The sequence below is a fragment of the Streptomyces endocoffeicus genome, assembly GCF_016741935.1.
Taxonomy (GTDB): domain Bacteria; phylum Actinomycetota; class Actinomycetes; order Streptomycetales; family Streptomycetaceae; genus Streptomyces; species Streptomyces endocoffeicus.
On record NZ_JAERRG010000004.1, the window covers coordinates 280,472 to 297,932 of the forward strand.

The 17,461-nt window shown below is 72.8% G+C and carries 9 protein-coding genes and 1 pseudogene; 8 read left to right on the forward strand and 2 right to left on the reverse strand.

The window, feature by feature from the left end; all coding sequences use genetic code 11:
* Positions 1 to 5: 5 nt before the first annotated feature.
* The 7 genes and pseudogenes from JK364_RS13790 (at position 6) to glgB (ending at position 11,834) form a co-directional block, all read left to right on the forward strand.
* Positions 6 to 800 carry a pectate lyase gene (locus JK364_RS13790; protein ID WP_201851130.1) on the forward strand — a complete coding sequence of 265 codons (795 nt, stop codon included), beginning with the start codon at positions 6 to 8 and terminating at the stop codon, positions 798 to 800.
* Positions 801 to 877: 77 nt separating this feature from the next.
* Positions 878 to 1,731: pseudogene (locus JK364_RS13795) on the forward strand (helix-turn-helix transcriptional regulator).
* 68 nt (positions 1,732 to 1,799) lie between these two features.
* The gene (locus JK364_RS13800; protein WP_372461945.1) at positions 1,800 to 3,086 is read left to right on the forward strand and encodes a S8 family peptidase; all 1,287 of its coding nucleotides are present in this window, start codon (positions 1,800 to 1,802) and stop codon (positions 3,084 to 3,086) included.
* Between the two features lie 279 nt (positions 3,087 to 3,365).
* Positions 3,366 to 5,360, forward strand: coding sequence for an alpha-1,4-glucan--maltose-1-phosphate maltosyltransferase (locus JK364_RS13805; protein ID WP_201851133.1), 1,995 nt, complete (start codon positions 3,366 to 3,368; stop codon positions 5,358 to 5,360).
* Positions 5,357 to 7,093 (forward strand): maltose alpha-D-glucosyltransferase, encoded by a 1,737-nt coding sequence (gene treS / locus JK364_RS13810; protein WP_201851135.1) that lies wholly within the window; start codon positions 5,357 to 5,359, stop codon positions 7,091 to 7,093. The genes JK364_RS13805 and treS overlap by 4 nt, the downstream gene beginning before the upstream one ends.
* Before the next feature lie 604 nt (positions 7,094 to 7,697).
* Entirely contained in the window at positions 7,698 to 9,230 is a 1,533-nt protein-coding gene (locus tag JK364_RS13815) for a maltokinase N-terminal cap-like domain-containing protein (protein ID WP_201851137.1), read from the forward strand.
* 360 nt (positions 9,231 to 9,590) lie between these two features.
* Entirely contained in the window at positions 9,591 to 11,834 is a 2,244-nt protein-coding gene (gene glgB / locus JK364_RS13820; protein WP_372461948.1) for a 1,4-alpha-glucan branching enzyme, read from the forward strand.
* 26 nt (positions 11,835 to 11,860) lie between these two features.
* Here glgB and JK364_RS13825 read toward each other — a convergent pair whose 3' ends face one another.
* Complete coding sequence (locus JK364_RS13825) at positions 11,861 to 14,959, reverse strand: AfsR/SARP family transcriptional regulator (protein ID WP_230991889.1); 3,099 nt, start codon at positions 14,957 to 14,959, stop codon at positions 11,861 to 11,863.
* 278 nt (positions 14,960 to 15,237) lie between these two features.
* Between JK364_RS13825 and JK364_RS13830 the strand changes: the two genes are divergently transcribed.
* Positions 15,238 to 15,432, forward strand: a complete 195-nt coding sequence (locus JK364_RS13830) for a hypothetical protein (RefSeq protein ID WP_020868332.1) — start codon at positions 15,238 to 15,240, stop codon at positions 15,430 to 15,432.
* Positions 15,433 to 15,980: 548 nt separating this feature from the next.
* On the opposite strand, the gene JK364_RS13835 is transcribed toward JK364_RS13830, so the two are convergent.
* Entirely contained in the window at positions 15,981 to 17,420 is a 1,440-nt protein-coding gene (locus tag JK364_RS13835; protein WP_201851140.1) for a cation:dicarboxylate symporter family transporter, read from the reverse strand.
* Positions 17,421 to 17,461: the final 41 nt, after the last annotated feature.

The window sequence follows — 17,461 nt, forward strand, 5'->3', positions numbered from 1 at the left end:
CCGACATGGCTGAACAACGCACCAGGTACCGGGCGATGGCCGGGGCCCTGGGCGCCGTCGCCCTCACCGCGGGCGCGATCACCACCGGGCTGACCCTGCCCACCGCCTCCGCCGCCACCTGGCCCACGCCCAGCGGGACCCCGCAGGCGGTCTCCAAGACCATCAGCGTCAGCGGGACCACCGACGGCGGTATGAAGCGCTACTACGGCTCCGGCGACCTCGGCAGTGACAACCAGGACGAGGACCAGGGCCCGCTGTTCGAGCTGAAGGACGGCGCCACCCTGAAGAACGTCATCCTCGGCGCCCCGGCCGCCGACGGCGTCCACTGCGAGGGCAGCTGCACCCTGCAGAACGTCTGGTGGGAGGACGTCGGCGAGGACGCCGCCACCTTCCGCGGCACCGGCAAGACGTTCAACGTCATCGGTGGCGGCGCCCGTAAGGCCGCGGACAAGATCTTCCAGTTCAACGGCGGCGGCACGCTCAACATCTCGGGCTTCGCCGGCCAGGACTTCTCGACCTTCGTCCGCTCCTGCGGCAACTGCTCCTCGCAGTACAAGCGCACGATCAATGTGAGCAACTCCGAGATCACCGCCCCCGGCAAGGTCATCGGCGGGATCAACACCAACTACGGCGACTCGCTGACCCTGCGCGGGATCACGATCGTCGGCGACAGCAGCAAGAAGATCGTCCCGTGCCAGAAGTACATCGGGAACAACACCGGCGCCGAGCCGAGCAAGAACGGCAGCGGCCCCGACGGCACCTACTGCAAGTACAGCACCTCCGACATCACCTACAAGTGACGTCCGGATGACCCGGCGCCGTGCCTGACCCTCACAGGGACAGGCACGGCGCGCGCCCGTGCCGGACACTGGTGGCTATGGACACTGCCGAGCTGGGGAGTTTTCTGCGCACCCGCCGCGCCGGGCTGCGCCCCGAGGACGTCGGCCTGGTCGCGTACGGGACCCGGCGCCGGGTCCCGGGGCTGCGCCGCGAGGAGCTGGCGCAGCTGGCCGGGGTGAGCGCGGCGTACTACACCCGGCTGGAGCAGGGCCAGTCCACCGGCGCCTCGGACGGGGTGCTGGACGCGCTCGCCCGCGCGCTGCGGCTCAGCCAGGACGAGCGGGCGCACCTTGGCAACCTGGCCCGCGCGCCGGGCGCCGCCCCGCGCGGCGCGCCGAGTCCGCGCGCCCCGCGACCCGGCGGCTGCTCGCCGCGATGGACGGCGTACCGGCCGTCGTCCTCGGCCTGCGCTTCGACGTCCTGGCGTGGAATCCGCTGGGGCACGCCCTGATCGCCGGACATCTGCCCGCCGACGCGCCCGAGCACCCCGACGACCGGCCCAATACCCAGCGGATGCTGTTCCTCGATCCGCACACCCGTGAGCTGTATCCGGACTGGCAGGGCGAGGCGCGGCGCGCGGTCTCCTCACTGCGGGTGGTGGCCGGGGCGCACCCCGACGACCGGCGGCTCGCGGAGCTGGTCGGCGAACTGACCATGAAGAGCGGGGAGTTCGCGGCGCTGTGGTCGCGCCACCCGGTGCGCCGGTGCGCCTTCGGCACCAAGTCCTTCCACCACCCGCTGGTGGGGCCGCTGGAGCTGGACTTCGAGATGACCCGGCTGCCGGACTCGGGTGGCCAGGCGCTGCTGATGTACGGGGCGGAGCCGGGGTCGCCGTCGGGGGCGGCGCTGCGGCTGCTGTCGAGGGAGACCGTCGCGTTTTACGCCCCCTGATGCGCCCTTGTCGGGATCTTTCGTCCCACGTCAGGCTTGCGCCGTCGAGTTGGGGAGGGGATCGTTCCATGGCATGCGCATCCGCAGGCCCCCGTCGGAGGGTGGCGCCCCGCCGGAGGGTGGCGCCCCGCCGGAGGGTGGCGCCCCGTCGGAGGGTGGCGGCGCCGGCCGCCGTCGTCGCGGTGGTCCTGGTGGTCTTGTCGCCCGCTCAGACCGTTCCCGCGCAGGGGGCCCAGGCCACGGGCGGGGCGGGGACCCACGGCTATATCGTCGCCCTCAAGCGGGGCCCGGGAGCACCCGTGGCGGCGTCCGGGGCGGGCCGGGCGCTGATCGAGCGGTACGGGGCGCGGGTGCGGCGGGTCTACCGCACCGCGCTCAACGGCTATGCGGTACGGGCGAACGCGGCGCAGGCCGGGCGGCTGGCGGCCGATCCGCGCATCGCCTCGGTGACCCGGGACGAGCGGGTGTCCCTGCGCTGGTCCCGGGCGCGGTTACCGGCCCCGCCGCGCGGCCGGGCGCGGCCGCCGTGGGGGCTGGACCGGATCGACCAGCCGGACCGGCGGCTGGACGGGGCGTACACCGCGCCCCGCGGCGGCGGGCGCGGCACCACGATCTATGTGATCGACTCCGGGGTCCGCACCTCCCATGAGGACTTCGGCGGCCGGGCCCGCTCCGGCTGGGACTTCGTGGACGACGATCCGGTGGCCGAGGACGGCAACGGCCATGGCACCCATGTGGCCGCCACCGCGGCGGGCACCCGCTACGGGGTGGCGAAGGAGGCCGCGATCGTGGCCGTCCGGGTGCTGGACGACCGGGGCGAGGGCACCATCGCGCAGGTGCTGGCCGGAATGGACTGGGTGCTGCGACACGCCAGGCGGCCCGCGGTGGTCAATCTGAGCCTGGGCTCGGCGTCCGCCACCCCGCTGCCCGAATGGGACGCGGCGGTGCGGGCGGGGATCGCCGCCGGTCTGGTCTTCACCGTGGCGGCGGGCAACCAGGACCGGCCCGCGGCCTCGTTCTCGCCGGGCCGGGTGCCGGGGGCACTCACGGTGGGCGCGACCGACCGCGCCGACCGGCGTTCGGGCTTCTCCAACTGGGGCCCGGGAATTGACCTGTTCGCGCCCGGCGACCGGATCGTCTCGGCGTCCGACGCGAGCGATACGGCGGCCAGGACGCTGTCGGGCACCTCGATGGCGGCCCCGCATGTCGCGGGCGCCGCCGCGCTGTATCTCGCCGGCCATCGCTTCGCGACTCCGGCCCGGGTCGGGGCCGCGCTGACGGCCGGGGCGAGCAAGGGCCGGGTGCGCGGCGCGGGCCCGGGTTCGCCCAACCGTCTGCTGCGGGTGGCCAACTGACGTAAACGCGGAACGCGTCGAGTGGACGGCCCCGCCTACGGGCGGGGCCGATTCGTATACCCGGCGTTACGAACCGGTAGTTAACGGGAACCCGGATTGTCTCCCCATTCCACTGGGGAAGGCTTTCCACGCGCGCCCCCCATGGCCGACCCCATCCGCCCACCAGAGTGAACGCGGACAGGAGCTGTCATGCCCGCAACCCAACGCCCGGCGGCAAAACCGATACAAAGGACAAAAGCCGCCCCCGCGTCTCCATCCGCACTGCCGTCAGGTGATCCTATGATCGGTCGCATTCCCATTCTGGATATCCGCCCGCTGATCGACTGCGGCCGCCGCCCCGCCAAGGCGGTGGTGGACGAGACCTTCGAGGTCAGTGCCACCGTGTTCCGGGAGGGCCATGACGCGGTCAACGCCAATGTGGTCCTCCGGGATCCGTCCGGACGCTCCGGCCCCTGGACCCCGATGCGTGAACTCGCCCCCGGCACCGACCGCTGGGGCGCCGAGGTCACCCCCGGCGCGCCCGGCCGCTGGACGTACACGGTCGAGGCGTGGAGCGATCCGATCGCCACCTGGCGCCATCACGCCCGCATCAAGATCCCGGCCGGGATCGACACCGATCTCGTCCTGGAGGAGGGGGCCCGGCTGCATGAGCGGGCCGCGGCCGGAGTGCCCAAGAACGACGGCCGGGAGGCGGTGCTGGCGGCCGTCGACGGACTGCGCGACGAGCGCCGCCCGGTGGCCGACCGGCTCGCCGCCGCCCTCGCGCCCGATGTGACCGCGGCCCTCGACCGCCACCCGCTGCGGGAGTTGGTCGCCACCTCGCGCCCCATGCCGCTCCAGGTGGACCGGGAGCGCGCGCTGTTCGGCTCCTGGTACGAGCTCTTCCCGCGCTCTGAGGGCGCCAAGGTGTCCGAGGGGCGGCGGCCGGTCAGCGGCACCCTGCGCACCGCCGCCGAGCGGCTGCCCGCGATCGCCGCCGCGGGCTTCGACGTGGTCTATCTGCCGCCCATCCACCCCATCGGCACCGCCTTCCGCAAGGGCCCCAACAACACGCTCTCCGCGGGCCCCTTCGACGTGGGCTCGCCCTGGGCCATCGGCTCGGCCGACGGCGGCCATGACGCGGTCCACCCCGACCTCGGCACCCTCGAGGACTTCGACCACTTCGTGGCGCGCGCCCGGGAGCTGCGCATGGAGGTCGCGCTGGACTTCGCGCTCCAGTGCTCCCCGGACCACCCCTGGGTCTCCCAGCACCCCGAGTGGTTCCACCAGCGCGCCGACGGCACCATCGCGTACGCCGAGAACCCGCCCAAGAAGTACCAGGACATCTATCCGCTCGCCTTCGACCGGGACTTCCACGGCCTGGTCCGGGAGACCGAGCGGGTGCTGCGCTTCTGGATGGCGCACGGGGTGCGGATCTTCCGGGTGGACAATCCGCACACCAAGCCGGTGGTCTTCTGGGAGAAGGTGCTCGGCGACATCCACCGCAGCGACCCCGATGTCCTCTTCCTCTCCGAGGCGTTCACCCGCCCGGCGATGCTGAACGCCCTCGGCGCGGTCGGCTTCCACCAGTCGTACACGTACTTCACCTGGCGGAACACCAAGCAGGAGCTCACCGACTACCTCACCGAGCTGTCGGGGGACGCGGCCGCCTGGATGCGGCCCAACTTCTTCGTCAACACCCCCGACATCCTGCACGCCTACCTCCAGGAGGGCGGCCGCCCCGCGTTCGAGGTGCGGGCCGTGCTCGCCGCCACCCTCTCCCCCGCCTGGGGCGTCTACGCGGGCTACGAGCTGTGCGAGGGCACCCCGGTGCGGCAGGGCGGCGAGGAGTACCTGGACTCGGAGAAGTACCAGCTGCGGCCGCGCGACTGGGCGGCGGCCGAGCGCGAGGGAAGAACGATCACCCCGCTGCTCGCCCGGCTGAACCGGGTGCGCCGCCGCCATCCCGCCCTGCGCCGGCTGCGCAACCTCAGATTCCACCACGCCGACAACGATTCCGTCATCGTCTACTCCAAGCGCGCGGACGACTCGTGTGTGGTCACGGTCGTCAACCTCGACCCTCACCACACCCAGGAGGCGACGGTCTCGTTGAACATGCCGGAACTCGGCCTCGAGTGGCATGAGTCCGTCCCGGTGCGCGACGAGCTCACCGGCGAGACCTATCACTGGGGCAGGGACAACTATGTGCGCCTGGAGCCCGGGCGGGATATGGCTCCGGCGCATGTGCTGTCCCTGCGACCGTCCTCACCGATCGGAGGGTCACCCACAACATGATCGTCAACGAGCCCGTACCGGACACATTCGAGGACACGCCCGCGGGCGACCGCGATCCCGACTGGTTCAAGCGCGCGGTCTTCTACGAGGTCCTGGTCCGCTCCTTCCAGGACAGCAACGGCGACGGCGTCGGCGACCTCAAGGGCCTGACGGCCAAGCTGGACTATCTGCAGTGGCTGGGCGTGGACTGCCTGTGGCTGCCGCCGTTCTTCGCCTCACCGCTGCGCGACGGCGGCTACGACGTCTCGGACTACACCGCCGTGCTGCCGGAGTTCGGGGATCTCGCGGACTTCGTGGAGTTCGTCGACGCCGCTCATCAGCGCGGGATGCGCGTGATCATTGACTTTGTCATGAACCACACGAGTGATCAGCATCCGTGGTTCCAGGAGTCCCGCGGCGACCCGGACGGACCGTACGGCGACTACTACGTCTGGGCCGACGACGACAAGCAGTACCAGGACGCGCGGATCATCTTCGTCGACACCGAGGCGTCCAACTGGACCTTTGATCCGGTACGTAAGCAGTACTACTGGCACCGCTTCTTCTCGCACCAGCCGGACCTCAACTTCGAGAACCCCGCCGTCCAGGAGGAGGTACTGGCCGCCCTGCGCTTCTGGCTGGACCTGGGCATCGACGGATTCCGGCTCGACGCCGTCCCATATCTGTACGCCGAGGAGGGCACCGACTGCGAGAACCTGCCCCGGACGCATGAGATGCTCAGGCGCGTCCGGGCCGAGATCGACGCCCACTATCCGGACACCGTGCTGCTGGCCGAGGCCAATCAGTGGCCGGAGGACGTCGTCGACTACTTCGGCGACTTCTCGGCGGGCGGCGACGAATGCCATATGGCCTTCCACTTCCCGGTGATGCCGCGCATCTTCATGGCGGTGCGGCGCGAGTCCCGCTATCCGGTCTCGGAGATCCTCGCCAAGACCCCCGCCATCCCCTCCGGCTGCCAGTGGGGCATCTTCCTGCGCAACCACGACGAGCTGACGCTGGAGATGGTCACCGACGAAGAGCGCGACTACATGTACGCGGAGTACGCCAAGGATCCGAGAATGCGCGCCAACATCGGGATCCGCAGACGACTGGCGCCCCTGCTGGACAACGACCGCAACCAGATCGAGCTGTTCACCGCGCTGCTGCTGTCCCTGCCCGGCTCGCCGATCCTCTACTACGGCGACGAGATCGGCATGGGCGACAACATCTGGCTCGGCGACCGCGACGCCGTGCGCACCCCCATGCAGTGGACCCCCGACCGGAACGCGGGCTTCTCCTCCTGCGATCCGGGGCGGCTGTTCCTGCCGACCATCATGGACCCGGTCTACGGGTATCAGGTCACCAATGTCGAGGCGGCCATGAGCAGCCCGTCCTCGCTGCTGCACTGGACCCGCCGGATGATCGAGATCCGCAAGCAGAACCCCGCCTTCGGGCTCGGCTCCTTCACCGAGCTGCCGTCCTCCAACCCGGCCGTCCTCGCGTTCCTGCGCGAGGCCCCGAGGACCCGGGACGGCGAGGACGACCTGGTGCTGTGCGTGAACAACTTCTCGCGCTTCGCTCAGCCCACCGAGCTGGACCTGCAGTCCTTCGCCGGCCGCCATCCGGTCGAGCTGATCGGCGGGGTCCGCTTCCCGGCCATCGGCGAGCTGCCGTACCTGCTCACCCTGGCCGGGCACGGCTTCTACTGGTTCCGGCTGCGACGCGGCGAAACGGCGGGGCGCTGGGCGGACTGAGCCGACGCGGGTACCGGGCCGCCGATGCTTTCCCCTCCCCGCCCCTTCCCGATACCAGGGGCTCCGCCCCTGGACCCCGGGATGGCGGGGGGCTCCGCCCTTGGGCCCCGGGATGGCCGCACCTGGACCCCGGGGGCGCGGCAGGCGCCCCGAAGGGGCGCGGGGAACTGCGCGACCAGCCACGATGGCGCCGCAGACGGTCGACGGCAGGTCGGGGCACAGGGGCTCCGCCCCCGACCTCGGGGGCTGGGGTCGATGCCCCCCACGCGGCGGAGCCGCAAATCGTCAGGTGTCGGGAAGGGGCGGGGAGGGGAACGGCCCGCCGCAGGCGCCACGCTCCGGCGTCCGGTTTCGGCCGGGGCCCGGCACCCGCTCCGGTGCTCGCTCATCCGTACGCGTCCATCTCGGGCGCGTACGGGCGTTTTCGACCCCCCGTCATGGGCACTCTGTACTCACACCGTCACCGGCGGGCCCGATGGCGTTCACCGGGCTCGCCGTACGGACGATCCTCGCCCGACACGTCCCGCACCGTCGCACAGTCAATGCCGCAATCCGGGACACTTTGCCCTGATCTGTCGTGTGCCCGGGGAAAGGACGCGACGCCATGCCGGAAGCTCCGCTCTCCCGGGGGGCACATCACCCGCCGACCGCCGTACCGCGGGACCAGCCCCCACCGGCCGCGGCCCGCACCGCCGCGGCCGCGGGCCCGCCCGGGCTGCTCACCTCGCTCGCGCCGCTGCTCACCGAGTGGCTGCCCCGGCAGCGCTGGTTCGCGGGCAAGGGCCGTCCCGTCACCGGCTTCGCGCTGGTCTCCGCGACCGAGCTGCTGCCGTGGCGGGCGAGCGGCGGCACCCCCGGGCTGCTCCATCTGCTGATCCGCGCCGAGCAGCCGGAGCCGCCCGGCCACCGGCACGGTTTCGGCTGCGGCCACCGGCGCGGGGCGGCGGCCAGCGACTGCTACCAGCTGCTGCTCGGGGCGCGCCCCGCCCTGCCGCCGCCGCTCGCCCCCGCGCTCATCGGCCGGCCCAGCGGCGGTCCGCTGGACGGGCAGACGGTGTACGAGGCGCTGGCCGACCCCCGGCTCACCACGCTGCTGCTGGAGCGGCTGCGGATGCCCGGACGGCTCGGCCCGCTGCGCTTCGTACGGGAGCCGTCCAGCGCGATCCCCTCCGCGCTCGCGCCCCGGGTGATGACCGCCGAGCAGTCCAACTCCTCGGTGGTGTACGGCGATACGTTTATTCTCAAGCTCTTCCGGCGGGTCAGCCCCGGCACCAACCCGGACCTGGAACTCCCCCTCGCGCTCGCCCGCACCGGCTGCGTCCGGGTGCCAGCGCCCGCCGCCTGGTTCGAGGCCGAGCCCCCGGCCGAGGGTGCCGGGCCACGGCCGGAGCCCTTCACGCTGGGGGTGCTCCAGCCCTTCCTGGCCGGTTCCCGGGACGGCTGGCAGCTGGCGCTGGACGCCCTGGCCGCCGACGGTGACTTCACCGACGCCGCCCGTGCGCTGGGGCACGCCACCGCCGAGGTCCATCTGGCGATGGCCCGCGCGCTGCCCACCTCCGTGCTGCGCCGCCCGCAGATCGAGCACCTCGCCGCCGCGATGAGCGAGCGGCTCGACTCGGCCGCCGCCGCGGTGCCCGCCCTCCAGCCGTACCGCACCGCGCTGCACGGCGCGTACGAGGATCTGGCCGCGCTGGGGCGCGCGGGCCGCACCTGGGCGGCCCAGCGCATCCACGGCGATCTGCACCTGGGGCAGGCGCTGCTGACCGGGGACGGCGGCGGAGTGGGCGGGCGGTGGTCGCTCATCGACTTCGAGGGCGAGCCGTCCCGTCCACTGGCGGAGCGGCGCCGCCCGCAGCCGCCGGTGCGCGACATCGCGGGCATGCTGCGGTCCTTCGACTACGCGGCGGCCGTGGGCCGCCATGAGCGCCCGCAGGAGTGGGCGGGCCGCACCCGCGCCGCGTACTGCGCGGGCTACGCGGAGGCGTCCGGCACCGATCCGCGCGACGAACCGGAGCTGCTGCGCGCCCATGAGACCGACAAGGCCGTCTACGAGGTGCTCTACGAGGCGCGGCACCGCCCCGACTGGCTGTCCGTCCCGATGACCGCGATCCACCGCCTGGCCGCCACCCGCGCCTGATCCCGGGCCGGGCCGGGGCGGTCCGCCCCGGCCCGGCCCCTTGCCCGCCGTTCCCTCCGACACCTCCGACACCCCCGGGAGGACCACCCCGTGACCGCACGACCGCCGTCCGGCCAGTACCCGTCCGACGAGGGACCGGGCCACGCGCCCGCCGCCACCGGCGCCCCAACCGGCCCGGCGGTCCCGGCGACGTTCCGCTCCGGCCGCGCCCATCCGCCCGCGCACCCCAGCTCCGGGGCCCGGGTGTCCTACGGCTCACCGCCCGTGCCCCGGGCGCCGCGCGCGGACGAAGAGCGACACGAGGGGCGGCAGGAGGAGGACGGCGGCGTGGGCGGGCCGTCGCGGGTTGCCGGGCGGCCCGTGGCCGGGGGTGGCGCGGGCCCCGACGACGCGGTGGAGGACGAGCGGGGGGTACGGGCCGCGCCCCCGCCGGCGGACGAGGACCGGCGGCGGCTGCTGGCCGGGGCGCATCACGATCCGCACGCGGTGCTCGGCGCCCACCCGGTGCGCGGCGGGGTGCTGTTCCGGGCCCTGCGCCCGTACGCCCGGTCGGTGACCGTCGCCGCCGCCGGGCTGCGCGCGCGGCTGCGGGCCGAGGGGGACGGGCTGTTCTCCGGGGTGCTGCCGCTGCGGGAGATCCCGGACTACCGGCTGCTGGTGGCGTACGAGGACGCCGAGCTCGAGCTGCACGACCCGTACCGCTTCCTGCCCGCCATCGGCGAGCTCGATCTGCACCTCGTCGGCGAGGGCCGCCACGAGGAGCTGTGGCGGGCGCTCGGCGCGCGGCCGATGACCCACCAGGGCGTGGCCGGCACCCGCTTCACCGTATGGGCGCCCAATGCCCTCGGGGTGCGGCTGACCGGCGACTTCACCTACTGGGACGGCACCGCGCTGCCGATGCGCTCGCTCGGCGGCAGCGGCGTGTGGGAGCTGTTCCTGCCCGGCGTCGGCGAGGGCGCGCGCTACAAGTTCGAGATCGCCCGGCCCGACGGCGGCCACTCGCTGCGCGCCGACCCGATGGCGCGGCGCACCGAGTGCCCGCCCGCCACCGCTTCTGTCGTCCACGCCTCGCACCACGAGTGGGGCGATGACGCGTGGATGGCGCGGCGCGAGGGCGGGCGCGTCCATGAACTGCCGTTCTCCGTCTACGAGGTGCATCTGGCGTCCTGGCGGCCGGGGCTGACCTACCGGCAGCTCGCCGAGCAGCTCCCGGCGTACGTCAAGGACCTGGGCTTCACCCATGTCGAGCTGATGCCGGTGGCCGAGCACCCCTTCGGCGGTTCCTGGGGCTACCAGGTGACCGGCTTCTACGCGCCCACGGCCCGCCTCGGCACCCCCGACGACTTCAAGTACCTGGTGGACGCGCTGCACCGGGCGGGCATCGGGGTCATCGTGGACTGGGTGCCCGCGCACTTCCCCAAGGACGCCTGGGCGCTGGCGGAGTTCGACGGCCGTCCGCTGTACGAGCCCGCCGATCCGCTGCGGGCCGCGCACCCCGACTGGGGCACGCTGGAGTTCGACTACGGCCGTACGGAGGTGCGCAACTTCCTGGTGGCGAACGCGGTGTACTGGTGCGAGGAGTTCCATATCGACGGTCTGCGCGTGGACGCCGTCGCCTCCATGCTCTACCTCGACTACTCCCGCGAGCCCGGCCAGTGGACGCCCAACGCGCACGGCGGCCGCGAGAACCTGGACGCGGTCGCCTTCCTCCAGGAGATGAACGCGACCGTCTACCGCCGCTGCCCCGGCGTGGTCACCATCGCCGAGGAGTCCACCGCGTGGGACGGGGTCACCCGCGCCACCCACCATGTGGGCCCCAGCGGCTTCGGCGGCCTCGGCTTCGGGCTGAAGTGGAACATGGGGTGGATGCACGACTCGCTGGCCTATCTCGGGCACGAGCCGGTGCACCGCGCCTATCACCACCACGAGATGACGTTCTCGATGGTGTACGCGTACAGCGAGAACTATGTGCTGCCGATCTCGCACGACGAGGTGGTGCACGGCAAACGGGCCCTGGTGTCGAAGATGCCCGGTGACTGGTGGCAGCGGCGCGCCACCCACCGCGCCTACCTCGGCTTCATGTGGGCCCACCCGGGCAAGCAACTGCTGTTCATGGGGCAGGAGTTCGCGCAGGGCGCCGAATGGTCGGAGGCGCACGGCCCCGACTGGTGGCTGCTGGACCCGTCGTACTCCGCCGAGCCCGACCACCGGGGCGTCCGCGATCTGGTCCGCGACCTCAACCAGGCGTACACGGCCACGCCCGCGCTGTGGCAGCGGGACACCGACCCCGAAGGCTTCTCCTGGATCGAGGGCGACGCCCGCGAGGACAACGTCTTCGCCTTCCTCCGCTACGACGCCGACGGCTCCCCGCTGCTGGCCATCAGCAACTTCTCCCCGGTGGTCCGGCATGAGTACCGCGTCGGGACGCCGGAGGCGGTGCCGGTGTGGCGCGAGGTGCTGAACACCGACGACCGGCGCTACGGCGGCGGTGGCGTGGTCAACGCCGAGCCGCTGAAGGCCGAGCCCACGGGGTGGCACGGCCGTCCGGCCTCGATCCTGCCGGTGCTGCCGCCACTGGGAACGATCTGGCTGCGGCCCGCCTGAGCCGTACGCCCGCTCCTTACGTTCCGTCAGCCGTCGGACCCGCCGAGCCCGGTGAGGCCGTCCCGGACCCGGTGGGCGTCGGGGTGGCCGAGGGAGTCGAACCGGGTCAGGGCCTGCTGCCAGCTGCGGCGGGCCCCGGCCCGGTCCCCGGCGGCGAGCTGGGCGCTGCCCAGCCGGTGCAGCGACTCGGCCTCCCGGACCCGCTCGCCCCGGCCGCGCCGCAGGTCCACCGCGTGCCGGAAGCAGCTGATGGCCTGCTGGTGGTCGCCGATGTGCTGATAGGCGTAGCCGAGGCTGTCCCAGGCCGCGGACTCCCCGCGCCGGTCCCCCGCCTCCCGCATCATGTTCAGCGCCTTCTCGCAGTGGACGAGGGTCTGCTGGAAGTCGCCCAGCATGGCGTACGCCCAGCCGACGTTGTTCAGCGCGTACGCCTCGCCGCTGCGGTGGCCCGCCGCCCGGTACAGCTTCAGGGCGCGCAGTGCGTGGTGCAGCCCCTCGTCATGGCGGCCGTCCCGCTCGCCGGCGAAGTTGAGCGCGCCATGGGCCAGGGCCTGCCCGACGGCGTTGCCGGTCTCGCGGTGCAGGTTCAGGGCGCGCACCAGCTGGCCGCGGGCCCGGTCGTAGCGTCCCATCCGCAGATCGGCGAGGCCCAGGCCGTAGCAGGCGTGGGCCTGACCGGTGAGGCTGCGGATGCGATGGGCCGAGCCCAGGGCGGTCCGGTGCACGGTGCGCTGATCGTGCCAGTGGCCGCGCTGGTCCAGGAACTCCATCAGCGACCAGGCCAGTTGCCAGGCGTGGGTCTCGAATCCGGCCTCGGCGGCCTCCTGAAGGGCCGCCATCAATGCCGGACAGGTGACGATGAACCAGAGCAGCGCCTGGCCGTGCCCCGCGAACTCGCCGACGCTGACGCCGGGCCGGACCGGCTCGACCGCGATCGGCTCCCGGTGCGGGGTGAAGGCCCTCCCGGCGGCGACGGCGGTGTGCAGATAGTGGTCGAGCATCCGGTGCAGCGCGGTGCGGCGCTCCTCCCGCGCGTCGTACGCCTGGGTGAGCTCCATGGCGTAGGCGCGCAGCAGATCGTGGAAGCCGTACTGCCCGGGGGCGCGCTCGGTGATCAGATGCGCCCGGGTCAGCTGGATCAGCAGCCGGCGGGCCTGCGGCACCGGGATCCCCACCAGGCTGGCGGCCGCGGGGGCCGCGATGTCGGGGCCCGGGTGGACGCCCAGCAGCCGGAACAGCCGGGCGGCGTCGGCGCCCAGGGTGTGGTACGACCAGGAGAAGACGGCCCGGACGTCGGTGGTGGCGTCCCCGCCCTCGAACGCGTCGAGGCTGCCGCGGGCGTCGCGCAGCTCCCCGGCGAGCGCCTCCAGGCCGAAGCGGGGGTGGGTGGCGGCGCGGGCGGCCACGATGGCGAGCGCGAGCGGCAGCCCGGCGCACACCGTGATGACCTCCTCCACGGCCTCGGGCTCGGCGGCCACCCGCTCGGCGCCCACCCGGCTGATCAGCAGTTCGCGCGCCTCGTCGCGGTCGAGCAGATCCAGCGGCAGCGGTTGGGCCTGCTCGGCGACGACCAGGCTGGTGAGCTCGTTACGGCTGGTCAGCACCACCAGACAGCCGGGGGAACCGGGCAGCAGCGGCCGCACCTGCTCGGCGTCCCGGGCGTTGTCGAGCAAGATCAGCATCCGGCGGTCGGCCAGCAGGCTCCGGTACAGCGCGGTCTGCGCCTCGATGGTCGCGGGGATCCGGTGGGCGGGCACCTGGAAGGCGTCCAGGAAGCCCCGTACGGCCTCGGCGACGCTCATGGCCGAGTCGGTGGGGCCGAAGCCGCGCAGATTCACATAGAGCTGGCCGTCGGGGAACCGGTCGCGGACGCGGTGGGCCCAGTGCACCGCGAGGGTCGTCTTGCCGAGGCCGCCGCTGCCCGCGATCACGGTGATCCTCGCGGCGGTGGGCGGCCGTCCGCCGCCCCCGCCCCCGCCCGTGCCCGTGCCCGCGGGCAGCAGGGCGTCCAGCCCGGCCAGTTCGCGCTCACGGCCGGTGAAGTGGGCTACGTCGGAGGGGAGTTGCTGGGGTACGGCGGTGACGACGGTGATCTGGTCGGGGGCGGTGACGGGCATGCCCGAGGGCTCGGCGGCGGGGTCGGCGGCGAGCTCGGGGGCCTCGTCGGCGAGCGGGATGCCCTCCGGGGCGGGCGCGGGTGCGGGGGCGGGTGCCGGGGCGGGGGCGGGGGCGGGTGCCGCGTCGGGCGGCGTCGGCGGCACGGGAGCGCTCCCGTAGGCGCCGGACGACCCGGAGGGGTCCCCGGACCGGCCGTCCCTGCCGTCCCTGCCGTCCCGACCGTCGCGGCCGTCGTGGCCGTCCCTGCCCTCCCGGCTGTCCTCGAGCGCCTGCCGGTGGAGCCGCTGCAGCTCGTCGCCGGGCTCGATGCCCAGCTCCTCCACGTACCTCCGGCGGGTGGAGCGGAACAGCGCGAGGGCGTCGGCCCGCCTGCCACAGCGCCGTAGCGCCTCCATCAGCAGCGCCACCGAGCGCTCCCGCAGGGGGTGTTCGGCCACCAGGGCGGACAGCTCCGCGGCGGCCTCGTGGTGGCGTCCGGAGCGCAGATCGATCGCGGCGCACTCCTCGACCGCCGCACGCCGCTCCTCCTCCAGACCGGCGCCCAGGGTCTCGGGCAGCCAGCCGCCCGCGACATCCGCCAGCGCGGGCCCGCGCCACAACTGCAGTGCGGCGCGCAGCAGTTCCCCGGCCCGGTCCTCGGCGGCCACGGCGGCCTCGGGCTCCCCGGTGGCCCCGGCGTCCTTGGGAGCCTCCCGCGCGGCCCGCACCAGATCGCGGAACCGGTGCAGATCGACCTGCTCACGCGCGACGGTCAGGGAGTAGCCCTTCGCCGATGTCGTCAACTCGGCCCCGGGCAGGGCGGACAGGATCCGCCGCAGCTTGGAAATCTGTACCTGTACGGCGTTTCGCGCGGACCCCGGCGGATCCTCGCCCCATACTGCCAACACCAGCCTGTCAACGGACACCACGCGGCCGGAGGCCATCAGCAGCATCGCCAGAACGGACCGCTGCTGTGCGGCGGTCGGCCCCTGCGGACGCTCGCTCTGCCATATTCCGACCGGTCCCAACAGGCGAAACTCGGTCCCATCCACACATTGCCCCCGTTGGTACCAGAGATTTCACTGTGACCACTTCGAAGCCTACCCACGGGTTCGGGTCAGCGAGGCATCAGCGGTATATCAGCGGCTCGTAGCACCCTACGAGTGTTCGAGGGTCCCACGGGCACCAGAAGCTCTCCCCGGTCACCGCTGGCGGCGGCGGCCGGACCGGAACTCTCCGGTCTCCGGGCCCTCTTCCGACGATGAACGGGGGACGGTATGGCAGTGAGGTGCCGAGGAGGCGGCTCATGACCACCGCAGGAGGAACACGGAGCACACCACGGATCGGCGAACTCGTCTACGACCTCGAACGCGAGGCCATGGGCCGGGTCGCCTACGTGGACACCGGCGGGAACATCGCCTGGGTCAAGCCACTGCGCGAGGGCCCCGAGTGGACGGCCCTCCCGGAGCAGCTGCGCCGCGCGCCGGACGGCGAACGGTAGGGGGTGTCCGGTGGATCGTGACGCCTGCGGCGGGCTGTTCCCCTCCCCGCCCCTTCCCGCTACCAGGGGCTCCGCCCCTGGACCCCGGGGTCTGGGGCGAAGCCCCACCGTCCAGCCCCTCCGGCGCTTGAGGAGCAGGGTGTCCAGCCCCTCCGGCGCTTGAGGAGCGGGGTCTGGGGCGAAGCCCCGCCGCCCAGCCCCTCCGGCGATTGAGGAGCAGGGTCTGGGGCGAAGCCCCGCCTTCCAGCCCCTCCGGCGATTGAGGAGCGGGGGCTGGGGCGGAGCCCCAGTTGAGGGAAGGGGCGGGGAGGGGAAAGCACCGCTGTGCGGCTCCACCGGACACCCGGCAGGGAGCTCGCCTTCGGCGCCGAAGATCAGCCGAGGACCAGCCGCGGCCCGCCAAGGGCCCATCGGCGGCCCGGCCAATGCCGGCGTCTCGCGTCTTCCAACGGGGGGAAGACGCGGGGCGCCATTCGCCTTCCAGCGCCGTGAAACGCGCACGGCCCTGCCCCGATTCAGGAGGGCAGGGCCGCGTTGCGCGTGGGGTGTCAGGCGGGCACGTGCTCCTTCGCCGTGTCACCGTCACGCCGCTCGGGGAGGGACTTGCCCTCGGCCGTCTCGGAGTCGTCCTCGGCCGGGCCGTGGCCGCCACCGTCGCGGGCGAAGGCCTCCGCGTCGAACGGCAGCCGTCCGGCGAGGACTTCGTTCATCCGCTCCTTGTCGATCTCCTTGGTCCAGGTGCCGACCAGGACGGTCGCGACCGCGTTGCCCGCGAAGTTGGTGAGGGCGCGGGCCTCGCTCATGAAGCGGTCGATGCCGACAATCAGGCCGACGCCGTCCACGAGTTCGGGCCGGTGCGACTGGAGACCGCCCGCCAGCGTCGCCATGCCCGCGCCGGTGACACCGGCGGCGCCCTTCGACGCGACGATCATGAAGACGAGGAGGGATATCTGCTGGCCTATGGAGAGCGGGTCGCCCATGGCCTGGGCGATGAACAGCGAGGCCATCGTCAGGTAGATGGCGGTGCCGTCCAGGTTGAAGGAGTAGCCCGTGGGGACCGTGATACCGGCGACCGGCTTGCTGACGCCCGCGTGCTCCATCTTCGCGATCAGCAGCGGCAGCGCCGACTCCGAGGAGGACGTCGACAGGATCAGCAGGAACTCCCGCGCCAGGTACTTCAGCAGCAGGAGGATGTTCACGCCCGCGACCAGCCGCAGGATCGTCCCGAGGACGAGGAACACGAAGAGGGCGCAGGTCACATAGAAGCCGATCATGATGACCGCGAGCGCCTTGAGCGCGTCCAGACCGGTCTCGCCGACCACGGCGGCGATCGCGCCGAAGGCGCCGACCGGGGCGGCCCACATGACCATCGACAGCAGCTTGAAGACGAGCTGCTGTATGTGGCCTATGCCGCGCAGCACCGGCTGGCCCGCCTTGCCCATCGCTTGCAGGGCGAAGCCCGCGAGGAGGGCCACGAACAGGGTCTGCAGCACCTCGCCCTCGGTGAAGGCGGAGATCAGCGTCTTCGGGATGATCCCGAGCAGGAAGTCCGCCGTCGACTCGGAGGCGCCCTCGGCCTGGCTCTGTCCGGCCTGGGCCGCGTCATGGCTCATGTGGAGGCCGCTGCCGGGCTCGAGGAAGTTGCCGACGACCAGGCCGATGGCGAGGGCCACGGTCGACATCACCATGAAGTAGCCGAGCGCCAGACCGCCGACCGCGCCGACCTTCGCCGCCTTGCGCACCGAGCCGACGCCGAGCACGATCGTGCAGAAGATGATCGGCGAGATCAGCATCTTGATGAGGTTGACGAAGCCTTCGCCGATGGGCTTGAGCTCCACCGCCGTATCGGGGGCCACGAAGCCCACGAGGATGCCGAGCGCCACCGCGCCGATGACGGCGAGGTAGAGGTAGTGAATCCTTTCCTTCTTCGGCTTCGTCCCATCCGGTTCCGTACGCCCGGATGCGGGCGGCGTGGTGTCCGCAGCCACGGTGCTGCCTCCTTCTGTTCTGCCGTCCAACTGTCCCGGCG

Bases quoted from the DNA above. Each gene is read 5' to 3' on its own strand.
- JK364_RS13805 (WP_201851133.1), top strand. From the start codon at position 3,366: ATGATCGGTCGCATTCCCATTCTGGATATCCGCCCGCTGATCGACTGC.
- treS (WP_201851135.1), top strand. From the start codon at position 5,357: ATGATCGTCAACGAGCCCGTACCGGACACATTCGAGGACACGCCCGCG.
- JK364_RS13800 (WP_372461945.1), top strand. From the start codon at position 1,800: ATGGCATGCGCATCCGCAGGCCCCCGTCGGAGGGTGGCGCCCCGCCGG.
- JK364_RS13790 (WP_201851130.1), top strand. From the start codon at position 6: ATGGCTGAACAACGCACCAGGTACCGGGCGATGGCCGGGGCCCTGGGC.
- JK364_RS13830 (WP_020868332.1), top strand. From the start codon at position 15,238: ATGACCACCGCAGGAGGAACACGGAGCACACCACGGATCGGCGAACTC.
- JK364_RS13815 (WP_201851137.1), top strand. From the start codon at position 7,698: ATGCCGGAAGCTCCGCTCTCCCGGGGGGCACATCACCCGCCGACCGCC.